This is a genomic window from Leifsonia sp. Root1293 (genome assembly GCF_001425325.1).
Taxonomy (GTDB): domain Bacteria; phylum Actinomycetota; class Actinomycetes; order Actinomycetales; family Microbacteriaceae; genus Orlajensenia.
In genome coordinates, this window is sequence record NZ_LMEH01000001.1 from 1938261 (window position 1) to 1954819 (window position 16559).

Here is a 16559-nt window from a genome sequence, read left to right on the forward strand (position 1 = left end):
GCAGTCGAGCCTACCGGAGCAGCGGATGTGCCCTCGACGCCGCTGTAGCCGCTCACCTGCGCACAGCTGGAGCACTCAGCTCCTGCGGCCCGACTCACTCCCGCTCGGCGACATCGAGCCGCGACTCGGAGTCGACCCGGCCGCCTGAGGAGCGCCGCCAGCCCGTCACGACGAGGACGAGCACGGCGGGAACGGCGATCTCAGCTGCGGCGATGAGGCCCACGGACCACGGATCGGGGCCGACGCTGGAGAGCCGCCCGGGGCCGATGGCTCCCCCCGACCACCACGCGAGGATCCCGAGCGCGAGTCCGGCCAGGACGCCGATGCCTGCGCCGACGGCGGCCAGCTCGAGCCTCGTCGCCGCGGCGGGCATCCGGCGGCTGGCGAGCCACCCCGCCAGGGCTCCGAGGGCGAGGGGCACGAGCAGACCGAGCACGCCGATCGCTGGCTCGCCCTGGGGGAGGGCGCCGAACACGGGGAGCCCGGGTACGGCTCCGAGCACGGTCCCACCCGGCGCGACGCTCGTTCCCGTGCCGATCAGGAAGCCGGGTCCGATGAGCCAGGCCGCGCTCCAGATGACCAGGTTGGGCAGCAGCGCCAGCTGGAGCAGGGTGATCGCGACGCCGCCGAGGATGCCAGCCTGCAGGCTCTCGTACAGGGCGGTGACCGTGGCGTAGTGGGTCACGAGCATGACCGCCACGACGACGGAGGCGGCACCGATGATGCCGGCCACGGCGAGCAGCGCACCCCTGAGCGCTGCGCCGATGCCGGTACGGAGAATCGACGGCCACTGCATGATCGCCGCCCGCGACCAGACGGCCGTGGCATCGCGCCGACCGACGGGGCCACGCTGCGACTCCCACTCCGATCCCGCCAGCATCGCGCCCACGTAGACCAGTGTCGGGAGCACGAAGGCCTGCACGGGCGCTGGCGTCGCTACGGACGTGGCGGCGCTGGCCGCGAGGAGAGCTGTGAGCAGGGCGAAAGTTCCGGCGGCGACCACCACTCCGAGCATCCTGTCGCCGCTGATGACTGCGCGCCGACCGACGCGCACGCCGCTCAGCACCGTGATCACGGCGAACCCGAGCAGGGCGATGGAGATCGAGAACGGCTCGGCTGCGCCGGGAAGCCCTGTGGTCGCGGCCACGGCCTCCGGCAGCCTGACCGTGAGATCGACCCCGTGCCCGAGCAGCCACAGATCGACCGACCCCCGCCAGAACGGCACCCAGTCCGACGCCATGCGCAGGGTCGTCGCCCACAGGATGGTGAGGGGCACCAGCGGGATCCCGATGCCGACGGCGACGACGACGAGCGCCTCGAGAGCGGCGATCAGTGCGGTGGTTATGCGGTTCATCCGTCAGGGACTCTACCCGCCGGATGCCCGCCGTCAGGCGACGACGACCGGGGTGTCTTCGTCGGAGTCCTCCGGAACCGACACGACGGGGCGCTGGAGGAGCTCGCTGATGCCGAGCACGACGATCGCGATCACCGCGGTCCAGATGATGACCCCTGGCGACAGCGGACGTGTGAAGAGCACGACAACGGCCGCGATCACCCCGACGGCGATCCGCACCAGCACCCGCTGGCGGTAGAGCCACTCTCCGAAGCGGCCGGTGGTCACTCCCCGTTCCTCTCCGGCGGAACGCACCCAGGCGACCCAACCGAGGAAGAGTCGGCGCAGGGCGACCGCGGGGCGATACGACGACGACAGCCATCCGACGACGGCGACAGTCACAGCGAGCACCGCGACGGCTGTGATCGTCGCCGAGATGTAGGTGAGGACCTGGTCGTAGATGGCTCCGGCCGCTGATGCCGACATGACGGCCGGGGCGAGGTTGGCTATGGCGACGATACGCCCGACGCCGAATCCGCCGGCCAGGAGGATCATGGCGACGGCGAGGCCGATGCTCGCCCAGAGCAGGGCGACCATGTGGCGCCGCGCGACGATCACGCCGGCGACGAGGAAGGCGAGCGCCACCCACGGCAGCCACGTTCCCAGTCCGACGGCGACGCCGTACAACGACTGGGCGAGGACAGCCTGATCCGACTGCGCGATGACGATGGTCCTGTCGATGGCCGGAATCTGGGCTGCGAACCCGATGCCCCGATTCACCAGGACCTTCTTGACCTGCTCGATGATCGGCCCCAACTGCACGCCGATCTGCCCCTTCGAGTCGATGCCGATCGCCGCGTTCTCGTCGCCGTTGAGCGTCGCGAGAACCTGCGTGTGGGTGACGGTGAGCGACTGCTTCCAGATCTCCGAGAACGCGTCGGACTCGACGAACCGGCTCACCGCATCCTGGATGAGCGATTGGATGCCGGCCGCAGCAGGGGCCCGCAACAGGTCGAGTGCTGCGGATGCCTTCGGGCCGAGGCCCAGCTCCTGTACTCCGTCGAAGAGGGAGTCGGTCAGTCCGTTGACATCGACCTTGTCGTTGATGGCCACGACCACTTCGTCGGCGACCAGTTTCTGGACTGCCGGGTCGTCGGCCAGCGGGGCGAATGTGGCCACGAAGGTCTCGGTGTTCGACAACTGGTTCTTCGCCCAGCTCGCGACGACCGCCGTGGGGGCGAGGATCAGCCCGATCACGATGAGGAAGGCCGAGAGCACGGCCCACCACCGGCTGGTGCGCGGACGACGACCGCCGCGCGGCGGAGCCGAAGGGCCATCGATCGGGGTGATCGGCAGGGTCTCGGCAGCAGTGCGGGCCGCCTCGAGCTCGGCTCGGAGAGCCGCGTTCTCCGCGGCGAGTGCCGCTTCGGCCTCGGCCTGCTCCCGCCGCAGTCGCTCGACCTCCAGAGCGAGCGTCGCCGCGGACTCCTCCCGCTGTCGCCTGAGTTCTTCGGATTCGGCGTCGTCCGATCCCGCGATCTCCTGGCGACTCAGACGCAACTCCGCGTTCTCGGCCGCGAGCAGTTCGAGCTGACGTTGCAGCTCCGCATTCGTCAACCGAGCCATCGGCCCCACCTCTCGTCGTGTGCGATCACAGTATCGCCATGCTCACGAGCACGACAGGTGTGACGCGAAAACGACGCGGGAACGCGAAAATGGGGCCCACCATTTCGGTGGGCCCCATGTCGTGCAGCGTCGACTACAGCGCGGCCAGCACCTCGCGCATGAGGCGTGCGGTCTCGCTCGGCGTCTTGCCGACCTTGACGCCGGCGGCCTCGAGGGCCTCCTGCTTGGCCTGGGCGGTTCCCGCCGAGCCCGACACGATGGCGCCTGCGTGGCCCATGGTCTTGCCCTCGGGAGCCGTGAAGCCGGCGACGTAGCCCACGACGGGCTTCGTGACGTTGGCCTTGATGAAGTCGGCCGCGCGCTCCTCGGCGTCGCCGCCGATCTCGCCGATCATCACGATGGCCTTGGTCTCGGGGTCGGCCTCGAACGCCGCGAGGGCGTCGATGTGCGTCGTTCCGATGATGGGGTCACCGCCGATGCCGATGGCGGTCGAGAAGCCGAGGTCGCGCAGCTCGTACATCATCTGGTACGTCAGGGTGCCGGACTTCGACACCAGGCCGATGGGGCCCTTGCCGGTGATCGTGGCTGGCGTGATGCCGACGAGCGACTCACCGGGCGTGATGATGCCGGGGCAGTTCGGGCCGATGATGCGGGTCTTGTTGCCCTTCTCCTGCGCGTAGGCCCAGAACTCGGCCGAGTCCTGGACGGGAACACCCTCGGTGATGATGACGAGCAGGGGGATCTCGGCATCGATGGCCTCGATCACGGCGTCCTTGGTGAAGGCCGGCGGAACGAACGCGATCGAGACATCGGCGCCCGTGGTGGCGACAGCCTCGGCGACGGTTCCGAACACCGGCAGCTCCACGTCGCCGTGGGTGACCGTGGTGCCGGCCTTGCGGGCGTTGACGCCGCCGACGACCTGGGTTCCGGCCTTCAGCATGAGGGCAGTGTGCTTGGTGCCCTCGCCGCCGGTGATGCCCTGGACGATGACCTTGGAGTCCTTGTTGAGGAAGATCGACATGTCTTTGAATCCTGTCCTTGTCCGTGGCCTACGCGGCGGCGTTCGCGAGCTCGGCGGCCTTGTCGGCGCCCTCGTCCATGGTGGCGGCGAGGGTGACGAGCGGGTGGTTGTAGTCGGTGAGGATGCGGCGACCCTCCACGACGTTGTTGCCGTCCAGGCGCACGACGAGCGGCTTGTTGGCGTGCTCGCCGAGCGTCTCGAGGGCTCCGACGATGCCGTTGGCCACGGCGTCGCAGGCGGTGATGCCGCCGAAGACGTTCACGAAGACGCTCTTGACCTGCTCGTCGCCGAGAATGACGTCGAGGCCGGCTGCCATGACGGCCGCGGATGCTCCACCGCCGATGTCGAGGAAGTTGGCCGGCTTCACGCCGCCGTGGTTCTCACCGGCGTAGGCGACGACGTCGAGGGTCGACATGACGAGTCCGGCACCGTTTCCGATCACACCGACCTGTCCGTCGAGCTTGACGTAGTTGAGGTCCGATTCCTTGGCCTTCGCCTCGAGCGGGTCCGCTGCGGCGGCATCCTCGAGCTCGGCGTGGTTCGGGTGACGGAAGTCGGCGTTCTCGTCGAGGGTGACCTTGCCGTCGAGGGCGATGATGTCGCCCTCCTCGGTGAGCACGAGCGGGTTCACCTCGACCAGGGTCGCGTCCTCGCCGGTGTAGACCTCGTAGAGCTTGACGAAGACGGGGGCGACCTTGTCGACGAGCTCGGCCGGGAACTTCGCGGCGACGGCGATCTCCTTGGCGGTCTCGAGGTCGAGGCCGGTGCCCGGGTTCACCTCGATGCGCGCGAGTGCCTCCGGCTTCTCGACGGCGAGCTGCTCGATCTCCATGCCGCCCTCGAAGCTCGTGAGCGAGAGGTAGGAACGGTTGGCCCGGTCGAGCAGCACGGAGAAGTAGTACTCCTGCGCGATGCGCGCGCCGCCGGCGACCATGACGCGGTTGACGACGTGTCCCTTGATGTCGAGACCGAGGATGGCCTGCGCGGCCTCGTAGGCCTCGTCGGGGTTCTTGGCCACCTTGACGCCGCCGGCCTTGCCGCGGCCACCGACCTTGACCTGCGCCTTGACGACGACGACGCCGCCCAGCTTCTCTGCCGCAGCCCGCACCTCATCAGCGGTGTCCGCGACGATGCCCGGAAGGACCGGGACTCCGTACTGTTCGAACAGGTCTCTGGCCTGGTACTCGTAAAGATCCACGTGCGTGACTTCCAATCCGCATTGAGCGCGCGGCGCTGGCTTTTCAGGGGATGTGTTCCGTGGCCCGAGTCCGCGCGATTACCTCGACATCAAGACAGTTCCGGGCCATCTGAAAGCCTACCCCTCTCCTTCGGGTGGCCAGAACGCGCCGGAGGGGGCTGGCTTTCGCCGCGGGGGCGATGCTTGCATGGCAGACATGCACTCTCCGACGGCACGCATCGGGATCTCCGGGTGGGTGTACGCGCCGTGGCGCGGCGTGTTCTACCCCAAGGGCACCATCCAGAGGGCGGAGCTCGCCTACGCGTCCCGTCACGTGACGTCGATCGAGATCAACGGGTCCTTCTACTCCCTGCAGCGGCCGTCGAGCTGGGCGCGCTGGCGTGATGAGACCCCCGATGACTTCCTGTTCTCCGTGAAGGGTCCGCGACTCGTCACCCACATCCGTCGCCTCAGCGGGGTGGAGACCCTACTCGCCAACTTCTTCGCCTCCGGGCTGCTCACCCTCGGCGGGAAGCTGGGACCGGTCCTGTGGCAGCTGCCGCCCACCCTCGAGTTCGATGAGCACCTCCTCGACGCCTTCCTCCGGCTCCTCCCCCGCACGACGACGGATGCCGCAAGCCTGGCCGCGGCGCACGACGAACGACTCGACGGGCGCAGCGCCTTCGATCTGGTGGAGCACCGTCCGCTGCGCCATGCCGTCGAGGTGCGCCATCCCTCGTTCAGGAAGGATGCCTGGCCAGAGCTTCTGCGGCGTCACGGCGTGGCATCCGTCACCGCCGACACGGCCGGAAAGTGGCCGGTCATCGACGAGACGACGGCCGACTTCGGCTACGCCAGGCTGCACGGGGACAAGGTCCTCTACGAGAGCGGCTACGACGAGGCCGGGCTCGACCGCTGGGAGGCCTGGTGCCGTGCCCACCTCTCCGCAGGACGGGACGTGCATGTGTACTTCGACAACGACATCAAGGTGCGGGCTCCCTTCGACGCCATGGCGCTGATCGCCCGGCTTCGGGGCTGACCCTCTGTCGCCGGGGATGGCGCGCGCAGTACGGTCGCGAGCATCCACGTGCGAAAGGCGGATCCCATGGCGACCAATGCGAGCGGCGGCGAACCGGTCCTCGAGCTCCGGATCCACGGAGTGAACAACATGCCGCCACACGAGCTGCTCGACCTGCCACCCGATCAGGTCGAGTTCGCCATGGGAGACAAGCTCGGTAGTTTCTGGCATCCGACCGCCGAATCGCTCGACAAGGGACGCGCGCAACAGGAGCTGGGTGAAGGCACTCGCGGCGTCGTGGACGCCGTCGAATCGCCCAGGGGCAGCGTTCCGGAAGGAATCCACCGCGAGGCGTATTCCTGGGGCGGCATGGTGCGCACGGTCCCGCCGGGAACCGGCATCGGCGGTGCGATCGTCGCGGCGATCGGCCGGGCCTGCTGGACGGCGGTGCTGCCGTTCAGCATCGCGAACGCCGCGATCTGGAGCTGGAACCTGCCGCGCTCCGGTACGCGCATCCGGTTCCGGTCCGGACTGATCAGGGTCTTCTGCGTGGTGCTCACGACACTGCTCATCCTGGCCTTCTCCACCGTGGCACTCGACCTCATCGCCATGCAGTGCTACGGCGGTCGTCGCCTCACCTGCACGGCGCTGCCCGAACAGTTCGAGGCCTTCGCGCGCTGGTCGCCCGGCCGTCGAATCGCACTCTTCTCGCTCGTGCCCGTCGCGGCGCTGTTCGCCGTCTTCGCGACCTCGACGCTCGCCCGGCTGCGCTACAACGTGGCCGGACGCATCATCAAGGGAGCGCCGGCCACCGAGGAGCCCGTGCTGCTCGCCCAGCCGCGATTCTGGCAGTCGCGCACCGAGACCTCGCGCCTCACCTCGATGCACCTGGCCGCCGGAATCGCGATGTGCGCCCTGCTGTGCGGGCTGGCGCTGGCGAGCGGCACGCAGGTGGTTCTGGGCATCGGAGTCTGCGTCGCCGCGACCATCGTCATGGTCGCAGCCGTCGCACTCGCCTATCGCACCGACACGATGCCCTTCGAGCAGTTGGAGGAGCGCAACTCCCTGCCGACGCTCACCCTGACCCTGGCCTTCCTCGTGCTGGCGGTCGCGACAGGCGCCCTCTCCCTCATTCCGGGGATGGACATCAACGGCTACACGATGCGCATCGCCTTCAACTGGGTGCTCGTCTCCACCGTTCTGTTCGCGGTGCTCCTCATCACGACGACGCTGTTCTTCCCGGCACCCGACCGGAAGCATCGTGCGTGGGGCGGCATGGCCCCAGCCGTCTTCATGACGATGGGGTTGGTCATCGGCCTCGCTCTCTCCAGCATCGTCAACGTCGTGGTGGGCGACTGGCTCAACGGCGACAAACCGCCCAGCGCGTTGGGAGGCGGACGCCGACTGGCAGCGGCGTACGCATCGTGCACCGGCACGGGCTGTGTCCCTGGCGACCCTTCCCTGCGCCTGGGAGCCTTCTACCCCTGGTACCTCGGCGTGCTCCTGGCCTTCCTGATCGTGGCCCTGCTGATCGTGGCCATCGCCCTCATCCGCCGCCGGGACGTACGGCCACGCATCGGTGCGTTCTGGGACGAGGCGTCGAAGGAGCCTCCGGTCGCCGATGGCACTCCGCGGGGCGACCTGCGCGCGCTGCTGGCCGACGAGGTTCGGCGCAAGCGTGCCGCCGCGGCGCGCTACCACCTCGTCGAGCCCATCCTCGGCGTGCTCTGTCTTGCTGCGATGGCGGCGACCGTCGTCACGCTGATCACGGCGTTCTCCTCGTTGAACCAGCCGTTCGTCGAAGCGCTGCTGGAACCCGAACCCTTCTCGACCGCGTCGATCCTGGCGGCTCGGTGGATGGACTTCTCCCTCATCGTCTGGGGAGCCATCGGGCTCGCCGTGGTGGGCGGCCTCGTCCTCGGCGGGTCGAAGGTGGTGCGCCCCCTCGGGCTCGTCTGGGATCTCGCCTGCTTCCTGCCGCGGGCCGGCCACCCCCTCGGGGCTCCCTGCTACACGGAGCGGGCGGTTCCCGAGGTGGCTCGGCGACTCAGCTGGTGGCTCGACCTGCCACCGGCGAAAGGGCAGGAGCGCTCGGCGATCGTCACCGCCCACAGCATGGGAGGCGTCGTGGCGGTCTCATCGCTGTTCGCCCTCGCCACCCACCCGAAGTGGTTGAGCGACTATCAGGGACGCGTGTCGCTGCTCACCTTCGGAATCCAGCTGCGCCCGTACTTCGGACGGTTCTGGCCGGAGATCCTCGGGCCGGAGGTCATCGGCGGCGAGCCGTGCCGGGCACCCCAGTTGCGCGCGCGTGATCCCTGGGCATCGGATCGGAAACACGTTCTCGCCGAGCAGGAGGCTGCCGCGGCGGCCAAGATCTCCGACCGGCCGTCCCCCGGAGTCGTCCCCGTCGCCGAGTGGATCAGCCTGTGGCGCGCCACCGACTTCCTCGGCTTCCCGTCCTGGTCGACCACGCCGAACGACCGCGACGTCTATGCAGAGGAGGTGGATGCCAGCGGCTACGTCGGCGCCGTCGATGCCCACAGCTGGTACCCGCGCACGCCGTCCTACCGGCGGGCGCTGGGACGACTCGCCGGCCTGCCCGACCGTCAGCCGGGCCGTCCGTAGGCCCGGCGACCGGCCGGCCTGCCGGGCGGCCGCCGCCGCATTATGCACCGCCGGAGCAGGCCCGATGCGCGCAGGCAGGCCGAATGGGCCTGCATCCGTGCCTGATCGACGATCCGGCCTGCTCGCGCTGGTGACGTCAGGTGCCGGCAGCCGAGCGGGACCGGCGGGTGGCGAGACGGGCGGCGAGGACGGTGAGCAGGCCGATCGTCGCGCCGAGGGTCGTGGCGATCACGCGATCGAGCAGCAGGCCCGGCACCGGCGCCGTCGACGCGAGGTGCGAGATCGAGAGTGCGAGGGGCGTCACGAAGACGAGTGCCGCGCCGTAGTGGCGGCCGATCAGGATCTCCGCCGCGAACTGGCAGAACGCGATGACGAGCACGATCAGCACGGCAGGCGGATCCGGCAGCAACACGACCGCCGAGACGCCGACACCGACCACGGTGCCGATGATGCGGTGCACCGATCTGGAAGCCGAGTGCGGTGCACGCGGCGGCGGCACCACCGCGACGACGCTGACGACGGCCCAGGTCGGGTGGCCGACACCGGCCGCCAGGGCGATGGCACCGGCAGCCGCCGAGCCGACGAGCAGTTGTGCGATGTTGATCCACACCGCCGCGTCGCGATAGGCGCGAGGCCTCGGGGCCGGCATCCGGCTCAGCGTGCTGAAATAGCGGTCCTCTCTGGAGCCGGCTGCCCGACGCAGCACCCAGCCCGAGAGGCTCAGCAGAACGGCGAAGCCGGCCGCGGCGACGGTGATCGCCATGCGGATGCCGACCTCGTCGACCGTCGTCGGGATCTCGGCGCAGATGAGAAAGCCGAAGACGAAGAACAGCGGCGTCGGCGGGAAGAGTCCGAGCGACGCCGCGAGAAGCACGCCACCGACGATCACGACGCCGAGCACGGCGGCGACTAGGCCGAGCGGGGCCCCGACCACGGCGACGAGGATGCCGAGTGCGACGCTCACGACCATGCCGCCCGCCGCCGTCGACACGCTTCGCCAGCGCGTCTCGTACGGTTCGCTGCGTCCGTACAGGGCCGCCATCGCACCGAACGAGGCGTAGGGCGCCCACTCCACGTGGCCGAGAGCCAGCAGTATCAGCAGTGGGACCGCTGCGGCGATCGCGGCACGGGCGGCCACCTCGATGTCGAGGGAGCGCAGCCCTTTCAGCCGCTCGACCAGTCCGACGGGCCGGTCCGGCTCGCCGGCGTGACCGGCGGTCGGCGGCAGGCCACCGGCCACGCCTACAGCTTCTCGATGGGCGCGATCTTGATCAGCAGCTTCTTCGCGCCTGCCGTGTCGAACTGCACGTGCGCGACGCGCTTGGTGCCCTCGCCTGTCACCTGCGACACCCGTCCCTCGCCGAAGTTGGTGTGACGGATGCGGTCGCCCGGCGCCAGCTCGAGATCGCCGTTGTCGCGCACCTGCGCGCCGATGGCGTTCGGCCACTCGGTCTTCGGTCGCGGAGCCGGCGGCAGCGTGGGATCGGAGCTGTAGCCGTACTGGCCGGGACCCCGGCCGTCGCGACGCGCGTTCAATGCTCGCGGCTGGGTTCCGCCGCGGGAGTTGGCCATGCCCGGCGACTGGCGCCAGTCGATGAGATCGGCCGGGATCTCCTGCAGATAGCGGCTGGGCATGGCCACGGAGGTGTCGCCGAACTGCGAGCGCGTCATCGCGAGCGAGAGGTAGAGACGCTGGCGGGCGCGGGTGATGCCGACGTAGAACAGCCGGCGCTCCTCGGCCGGGCCGCCGGGCTCGTTCGCGCTCATCTTGTGAGGCAGCAGGTCCTCCTCGATGCCCGTGAGGAAGACCGCGTCGTACTCGAGGCCCTTCGCCGTGTGCAGTGTCATGAGGGAGACCGTTCCCGATGAGTCGTCGAGATCGTCTGCCGCCGCCACGAGCGACACCTGGGTCAGGAAGTCGACCAGGCCGGAGCCCGGGTTCTCCTTCTCGAAGTCCTTCGTCTGTGCGACGAGCTCTTCGACGTTCTCGGCTCGCGTCTCGTCCTGGGGGTCGCGGCTCCGACGCAGCGCCTCGAGCAGGCCGCTCTCGGTCATGAGGAAGGTGAGCACCTCGGAGACCTTGGCCGCTCCGACGCCGCCCCGCTGGTCCTCGGCGTTGGGGTCGTCGCTCGGGGGCGCGGTGGTTCCGTCTGCCTGGATCGGAACGAGCATGGCCGCGGCCTGATCGAGAACGGCCGCGAGCTGAAGGATGGCGTTCGTCACCTTGGGCCCGAGCCCGAGGGAGCCGGCCTCGCGCATCGCCTCGCGGAAGCTCAAGCCGTTGGTCTCGGCGAACTGGGCCAGTTGCGTCTCGGTCGCGGGCCCGATGCCGCGCTTCGGCGTGTTCAGGATGCGGCGGATGGCGAGCTCGTCGAGGGGATTGGCGACGGCGATGAGATAGGCCATCGCGTCCTTGATCTCGGCACGCTCGTAGAACTTGGTGCCGCCGACCACCCGGTACGGCAGGGCGGAGCGTACGAAGATCTCCTCCAGTGCACGGGTCTGGGCGTTGGTGCGGTAGAACACGGCGATGTCGCGGTAGGCCATCCCCTTGCGGTGCAGCGCCTCGATCTCGTCGGCGACGAACTGCGCCTCGTCGTGGCCCGAATAGCCCGTGTAGCCGGTGATCTTGTCTCCGTCGCCCACCGTCGTGAACAGATTCTTGGCCTTGCGATCGAAGTTGTTCGAGATGACGGCGTTCGCGGCGCTCAGGATGTTCTGGGTCGACCGGTAGTTCTGCTCGAGCAGAACCACGCGGGCACCGGGGAAGTCGCGTTCGAACTCGGTGATGTTGCGGATGTCGGCGCCGCGGAACGCGTAGATCGACTGGTCAGAGTCGCCGACGACGGTGAGGGAAGCGCCGGGGATGATCCCGGATTCGTCCTCGAGGCCCTTCACGAGCACGCCCTTGCGTTCCATCTCGGCTACGAGTTCTCGCGAGACCGGGCGGGTGAGCTCGCGGATGAGCGAGTACTGCGCGTGGTTGGTGTCCTGGTACTCGTCGACCAGGATGTGCCGGAACCGCCGGCGGTAGAGCGCCGCCGTCTCGGGGAAGGCACGGAACAGGTAGACGGTCTCGCCGATGAGGTCGTCGAAGTCGAGGGCGCCGGCCGAACGCAGCGTGCGGGTGTACTGGCGGAAGATCTCGAGGAACACCGCCTCCTTCGGATCGCTCATGTTGGCGTTCCGCGCGTAGGCGTCGACATCCGTCAGCTCGTTCTTGAGCTTGGAGATCTGAGCGCCCGCGTTGCCAGGGGTGAACCCGAGGGTGTCGGCGTCGAGGGCCTTGATGATGCGCTTCAGCACGGTGCGACTGTCGGCCGAGTCGTAGATGGTGAACGTCGAGGTGAGACCGGCCTTCTCGGACTCACGACGGAGGATGCGCACACAGGCCGAGTGGAAGGTCGAGATCCACATGCCCTCCGATGCCTGTCCGAGGAGGGCGGAGACGCGTTCGCGCATCTCGGCCGCTGCCTTGTTCGTGAAGGTGATGGCGAGGATCTGGCTGGGCCACGCCTCTCGCGTCTCGATGAGGCCGGCGATGCGGTGGGTGAGCACACGGGTCTTGCCGGAGCCGGCGCCGGCGACGATGAGGAGTGCCGGTCCCCGGTACTCGACGGCCTCGCGCTGCGGCGGGTTGAGGCCGTCGGTCAGGCGGCTCGACGGGCCGGTGCTGCCACCCCCGTGGCTGGAGCCCCGGCCGGAGCCACCCGGCGCGTCGTGGACGATGATCGGGGTGGGCGCGTCGGGTTCGAAGAGTGTGCTCATGGCTGCCTCAATTGTAGGCGCGACCGCTGACACCTGCGCTTCGGGCGGCCGCTGCGCGAAGCCATCAGCGGCCGAAGCGCTCCCGTGCCTCGACTCCCAGATCCGGGTGGTCGACGAAGATGCCGTCGACGCCGGTGCCCAGCACGAGCGTGAACTCGCCGAGCCAGTCGCCGTGCGTCGCCTTGCCGTGCCCGTGGCGGAAGTTCGTCGGCAGGAAGCGGTTCTCGGGCCGCAGCGTCCACGTGAACACGGACAGTCCGTGATCGTGGGCCGCGTCGACGAGCGTGCGACCTCTCAGGTCGCCCCGGCTGTGCTGGTCCAGGGCCTCCCGCTGGGCGGCTCCGGCATCCGACGCCACGAGCTCCCCCACGAGCACGCTCTTGTCGACGCTGATCCCGTCGACCCGCCCCGCCAGCTCGCGCAGCCCCGTCTCGGTCATGAAGTCCGCGTAGCCCGGCGCGTCGACCCCTGCACCCAGCTGAAGGTCGTAGGGGACTCCGGCCTTCTCCAGAAGGAAGACCCGAGGCGCCGACACCCCGCGCAGCGCGAGCTCCTCGAGAACGGTGATCTCGAACGCCTCGATGGTGAGGCGTTCATCATCCGTCGACCAGCCGGCCGCGGCGAGCTCCGCGGTGAAGAGTTCATCGAGTGGCAGTCCCAGACCGGCGAAGTAGCTGGCGTGCTTGATCTCGGCGACCATGCCGAGCATCCGGCCGTCTGCGGCATCCGTCTCCTCGATCAGCCTGAAGAGGTCGGCGAGGCGCAGGAGGGGGAAGCGCCCGTCGAAGCTGGCGTTGGCCGGGCGCACCTTCGGGATGCGCTCACGGGCGTGCAGCGTGGCGAGCTCTGCCCAGGTGAAGTCCTCGGTGAACCAGCCGGTGAGCTTCTTCCCGTCGATCTCCTTGGTGGTGCGTCTGGCAGAGAACTCCGGGTGCGACGCGACGTCGGTCGTCTCTGAGATCTCGTTCTCGTGACGCAGCACCAGAACGCCGTCACGGGTGGCGACGATGTCGGGTTCGACGGCATCCGCACCGAGCGCGAATGCCAGCTGGTAGGCGGATGCCGTGTGCTCCGGACGATAGCCGCTGGCCCCACGATGGCCGATGACGAGCGGATGCGGGCGAGCAGGCATGCGACAAGGCTAACGAGAGCGCGATGCTCACCGTACGCTGGCGGCGGATTCCCAAGAATTCTCCGGGAATCCCCGGTAGATTTGGGGAAAGCGATCACTCGTCGCTTCCACTTCCCCCGCCTCGAGCGAAGGACCACCATGGCAAACCCCGCATTCAGTCGCAACGCCGCGTTCAGCGAGAAGGGCGGCGTCGCCGTCGCCACTCCGACCGCAGAAGAGCTGGCGGCACACTACAACCAGCCCTCCGCGAATGCGGTCGAGACCGACCGCATGACCGTCGAGGACACGATCATGAAGTCGGCGATCAGCTTCGTCATCCTGCTGGCAGGCGCTGCCATCGGCTGGATGACCTACCCGACGCTGCCGTGGCTCTGGGGCGTCGCCGCCCTGGTCGGCTTCGTGCTCGCGCTCGTCAACATCTTCAAGCGCGAGCCGTCGGCACCGCTGATCCTGGCCTACGCCGCCGCGCAGGGCATCTTCATCGGCGGCATCTCGCTGCTGTTCGAATCGCTCTACCCCGGCATCGTCGTGCAGGCGGTCGTCGCGACCCTCGTGGTCGTCGGCGTCACCCTGGCACTCTTCGCCAGCGGCAAGATCCGCGCTTCGAAGAAGGCGACCAAGGTCTTCCTCATCGCGATGGTCGGCTACCTGGTGTTCTCGCTCGTGAACGTCGGCATCATGATCTTCGGTGGGGCGAACGGCAACCCGTGGGGCCTCCGCGGAGACGTCGAGATCGCCGGCATCCCCCTGGGTGTCATCCTGGGCATCTTCGTCGTGATCCTCGCGGCCTACTCGCTGGTGCTCGACTTCGACTCCATCCAGCAGGGCGTGCGCAACCGCGCACCGCGCAAGTACGGCTGGTCCGGCGCCTTCGGCATCATGGTCACGGTCATCTGGCTGTACACCGAGATCCTGCGCATGTTCGCGATCGCGCGCAACTAGCGCTCGCTCCGAGTCCAACAGAACGGGTCGCCCTTCGGGGCGGCCCGTTCTGGCGTTCCGGGCTTCTGTTCGGTTTCCCGGCGTTTCGGTCACCCTGGCGTTCAGTCGTCCGGCGTTCGGTCACCCCGGCTTTCAGTCGCCCAGGGACGCCACTTTCCCGAGCAGCACTCCGCGCTCCCGTTCATTGCCCGTGAGCCGCGCGGCCTCCATGAGCTCCACCCTGGCTTCATCGAAGCGGCCGAGGCGGGTGAGCAGCTCGCCACGCACACTCGGCAGCAGATGCGTACCGGCCAGGGCTCCGGATGCCGCGATCTCGTCGACGAGGCGCAATCCCGTCGCCGGCCCTGTGGCCATGGCCAGCGCGACGGCGCGGTTGAGGTCGACGATGGGCGACGGCGCCAGCCGACCGAGCACCTCGTAGAGCACCACGATGCGCTCCCAGTCCGTCTCCTCCGTCGACGGAGCGATCGAGTGGCATTCGGCGATGGCGGCCTGGAGGGCATAGGCACCGCGGCCCCTGCCGACCGCATCCGCCCGAGCGAGAGCAGCACGTCCCCGGGCTATGTGCGCGCGATCCCAGCGACTGCGGTCCTGGTCGCCGAGCAGGATCGGCTCTCCGTCCTCGGTGACGCGGGCCCGGAACCGCGACGTCTGGAACTCCATGAGCGCGACGAGGCCGTGCACCTCGGGCTCGCGGGGAGCGAGCTCGGCGAGCACGCGGGCGAGCCGCAACGCCTCCCGGCTGAGTTCCGGGCGCATCCACTCGCTGCCGCTGGAGGCGGAGTAGCCCTCGTTGAACACGAGGTACAGCACGCCGAGCACCGATCCGAGGCGGGCGGCGTACTCGTCGCGCGACGGCACCTCGAATGGCACCTTCGCTGCGGCCAGGCTCTTCTTCGCTCGAACGATGCGCTGCTGCACTGTCGCGGTGGGGACGAGGAACGCCCGGGCGATCTCCTCGCTCGACAGACCGCCGACAACGCGCAGGGTCAGCGCGACGCGCGCCTCCCGGGCGAGCACGGGGTGACAGGCGATGAAGACCAGGCGCAGCACGTCGTCGTCGATGTCATCGGGGTCCCAGGGCGCGGCATCGGGATCGATCCGGGACTCGAGGTCGTGGGCGATGGCGCTGTAGCGATCGTCGAGGCGTTCTCGACGGCGCCACCCGTCGATGGCCTTCCGCTTGGCGACCGCTGTCAGCCAGGCGCCGCCGTTGCGGGGAACACCGTCGCGCGGCCACTGCTCGAGGGCGTCGGCGAGTGCCTCCTGGGCCAGGTCCTCCGCCAGCGAGAAGTCGCCGGTGAGCCTGGTGAGAGTCGCGACGATGCGGGCCGACTCCATGCGCCAGACCGCCGCGACGGAGCGACGGATGCCGTCGGCATCCGTCACCCCCATCTCGGTCGGCATGATCACTGTCGTGGCTGGGGAGAGGCCGATCAGAGCTTGAACGTCGGGTCGTTCGCCGCCCGGAACTCAGCCTCGCGCTGGATGAACTCGTTGTCCTGCGGGAAGTCGCTGAGCTCCGTGACGCGCCGCACCTCGATGAAGCTGCCCGGGCCGAGCGGCACCTTCTTCGCCCACTCGGCTGCCTCCTCCTTCGAGGAGACCTCGAGGATCCAGAAGCCGTTGAACAGCTCCTTCGTCTCTCCGTAGGGGCCGTCGGTCACGAGGGGCGTCTCCGAGGCGAAGTCGACGACGAAGCCTTCGCTCGCATCGGTCAGGCCCTCCCCTGCCAGCAGCACTCCGGCCTTGATGAGCTCCTCGTTGTAACGGCCCATGGCGGCGATGACCTCCTCGAACGGCATCTCCTTGTACGCCTCGTACGCTTCGTCGGTGCCTCGCATGATGAGCATGTACTTCATGGTGTTTCCTCCTCGGATGTGGTGCCCGTCGTGGGCCTTCACTCAGTCGTCG

At 68.9% G+C, this 16559-nt stretch carries 12 protein-coding genes; 3 read left to right on the plus strand and 9 right to left on the minus strand.

Annotation, left to right across the window (positions count from 1 at the left end):
- Window positions 1-94 precede the first annotated feature (94 nt).
- From ASC59_RS09165 to sucC, 4 genes are all read right to left on the minus strand, one after another.
- The gene (locus tag ASC59_RS09165) at window positions 95-1354 is read right to left on the minus strand and encodes a cell division protein PerM (RefSeq protein WP_055821168.1); all 1260 of its coding nucleotides are present in this window, start codon (window positions 1352-1354) and stop codon (window positions 95-97) included.
- A gap of 33 nt (window positions 1355-1387) precedes the next feature.
- Window positions 1388-2959 (minus strand): hypothetical protein, encoded by a 1572-nt coding sequence (locus ASC59_RS09170; protein ID WP_055821170.1) that lies wholly within the window; start codon window positions 2957-2959, stop codon window positions 1388-1390.
- A 133-nt stretch (window positions 2960-3092) separates the two neighbouring features.
- Complete coding sequence (gene sucD, locus ASC59_RS09175; RefSeq protein ID WP_055821173.1) at window positions 3093-3980, minus strand: succinate--CoA ligase subunit alpha; 888 nt, start codon at window positions 3978-3980, stop codon at window positions 3093-3095.
- A gap of 28 nt (window positions 3981-4008) precedes the next feature.
- A complete protein-coding gene (gene sucC / locus ASC59_RS09180; protein WP_055821176.1) occupies window positions 4009-5178 on the minus strand; it encodes an ADP-forming succinate--CoA ligase subunit beta in 1170 nt (389 codons plus the stop codon).
- 187 nt (window positions 5179-5365) lie between these two features.
- Between sucC and ASC59_RS09185 the strand changes: the two genes are divergently transcribed.
- Both ASC59_RS09185 and ASC59_RS09190 read left to right on the plus strand, forming a co-directional pair.
- Entirely contained in the window at window positions 5366-6196 is an 831-nt protein-coding gene (locus ASC59_RS09185; RefSeq protein WP_055821179.1) for a DUF72 domain-containing protein, read from the plus strand.
- A 66-nt stretch (window positions 6197-6262) separates the two neighbouring features.
- Window positions 6263-8803 (plus strand): hypothetical protein, encoded by a 2541-nt coding sequence (locus tag ASC59_RS09190; RefSeq protein WP_055821182.1) that lies wholly within the window; start codon window positions 6263-6265, stop codon window positions 8801-8803.
- 136 nt (window positions 8804-8939) lie between these two features.
- Here the strand turns inward: ASC59_RS09190 and ASC59_RS09195 are convergent, their stop codons facing one another.
- From ASC59_RS09195 to ASC59_RS09205, 3 genes are all read right to left on the minus strand, one after another.
- Window positions 8940-10043 (minus strand): FUSC family protein, encoded by a 1104-nt coding sequence (locus tag ASC59_RS09195; RefSeq protein ID WP_235492639.1) that lies wholly within the window; start codon window positions 10041-10043, stop codon window positions 8940-8942.
- 2 nt (window positions 10044-10045) lie between these two features.
- Window positions 10046-12571, minus strand: a complete 2526-nt coding sequence (locus tag ASC59_RS09200) for an ATP-dependent helicase (protein ID WP_055821185.1) — start codon at window positions 12569-12571, stop codon at window positions 10046-10048.
- A gap of 64 nt (window positions 12572-12635) precedes the next feature.
- Window positions 12636-13703, minus strand: a complete 1068-nt coding sequence (locus ASC59_RS09205; protein WP_055821188.1) for a glycerophosphodiester phosphodiesterase family protein — start codon at window positions 13701-13703, stop codon at window positions 12636-12638.
- 138 nt (window positions 13704-13841) lie between these two features.
- Between ASC59_RS09205 and ASC59_RS09210 the strand changes: the two genes are divergently transcribed.
- On the plus strand, window positions 13842-14645 hold the full coding sequence (locus ASC59_RS09210; protein ID WP_055821191.1) for a Bax inhibitor-1/YccA family protein: 804 nt from the start codon (window positions 13842-13844) through the stop codon (window positions 14643-14645).
- 132 nt (window positions 14646-14777) lie between these two features.
- Here the strand turns inward: ASC59_RS09210 and ASC59_RS09215 are convergent, their stop codons facing one another.
- On the minus strand, window positions 14778-16052 hold the full coding sequence (locus ASC59_RS09215; RefSeq protein WP_235492640.1) for an RNA polymerase sigma factor: 1275 nt from the start codon (window positions 16050-16052) through the stop codon (window positions 14778-14780).
- A gap of 29 nt (window positions 16053-16081) precedes the next feature.
- On the minus strand, window positions 16082-16507 hold the full coding sequence (locus ASC59_RS09220; protein ID WP_055821194.1) for a YciI family protein: 426 nt from the start codon (window positions 16505-16507) through the stop codon (window positions 16082-16084).
- Window positions 16508-16559: the final 52 nt, after the last annotated feature.

Coding starts and splice junctions, on each gene's coding strand:
- ASC59_RS09190 (WP_055821182.1), top strand. CDS start 6,263: ATGGCGACCAATGCGAGCGGCGGCGAACCGGTCCTCGAGCTCCGGATC.
- ASC59_RS09205 (WP_055821188.1), bottom strand. CDS start 13,703: ATGCCTGCTCGCCCGCATCCGCTCGTCATCGGCCATCGTGGGGCCAGC.
- ASC59_RS09215 (WP_235492640.1), bottom strand. CDS start 16,052: ATGCCGACCGAGATGGGGGTGACGGATGCCGACGGCATCCGTCGCTCC.
- sucD (WP_055821173.1), bottom strand. CDS start 3,980: ATGTCGATCTTCCTCAACAAGGACTCCAAGGTCATCGTCCAGGGCATC.
- ASC59_RS09200 (WP_055821185.1), bottom strand. CDS start 12,571: ATGAGCACACTCTTCGAACCCGACGCGCCCACCCCGATCATCGTCCAC.
- ASC59_RS09220 (WP_055821194.1), bottom strand. CDS start 16,507: ATGAAGTACATGCTCATCATGCGAGGCACCGACGAAGCGTACGAGGCG.
- ASC59_RS09210 (WP_055821191.1), top strand. CDS start 13,842: ATGGCAAACCCCGCATTCAGTCGCAACGCCGCGTTCAGCGAGAAGGGC.
- ASC59_RS09170 (WP_055821170.1), bottom strand. CDS start 2,959: ATGGCTCGGTTGACGAATGCGGAGCTGCAACGTCAGCTCGAACTGCTC.
- ASC59_RS09165 (WP_055821168.1), bottom strand. CDS start 1,354: ATGAACCGCATAACCACCGCACTGATCGCCGCTCTCGAGGCGCTCGTC.
- ASC59_RS09185 (WP_055821179.1), top strand. CDS start 5,366: ATGGCAGACATGCACTCTCCGACGGCACGCATCGGGATCTCCGGGTGG.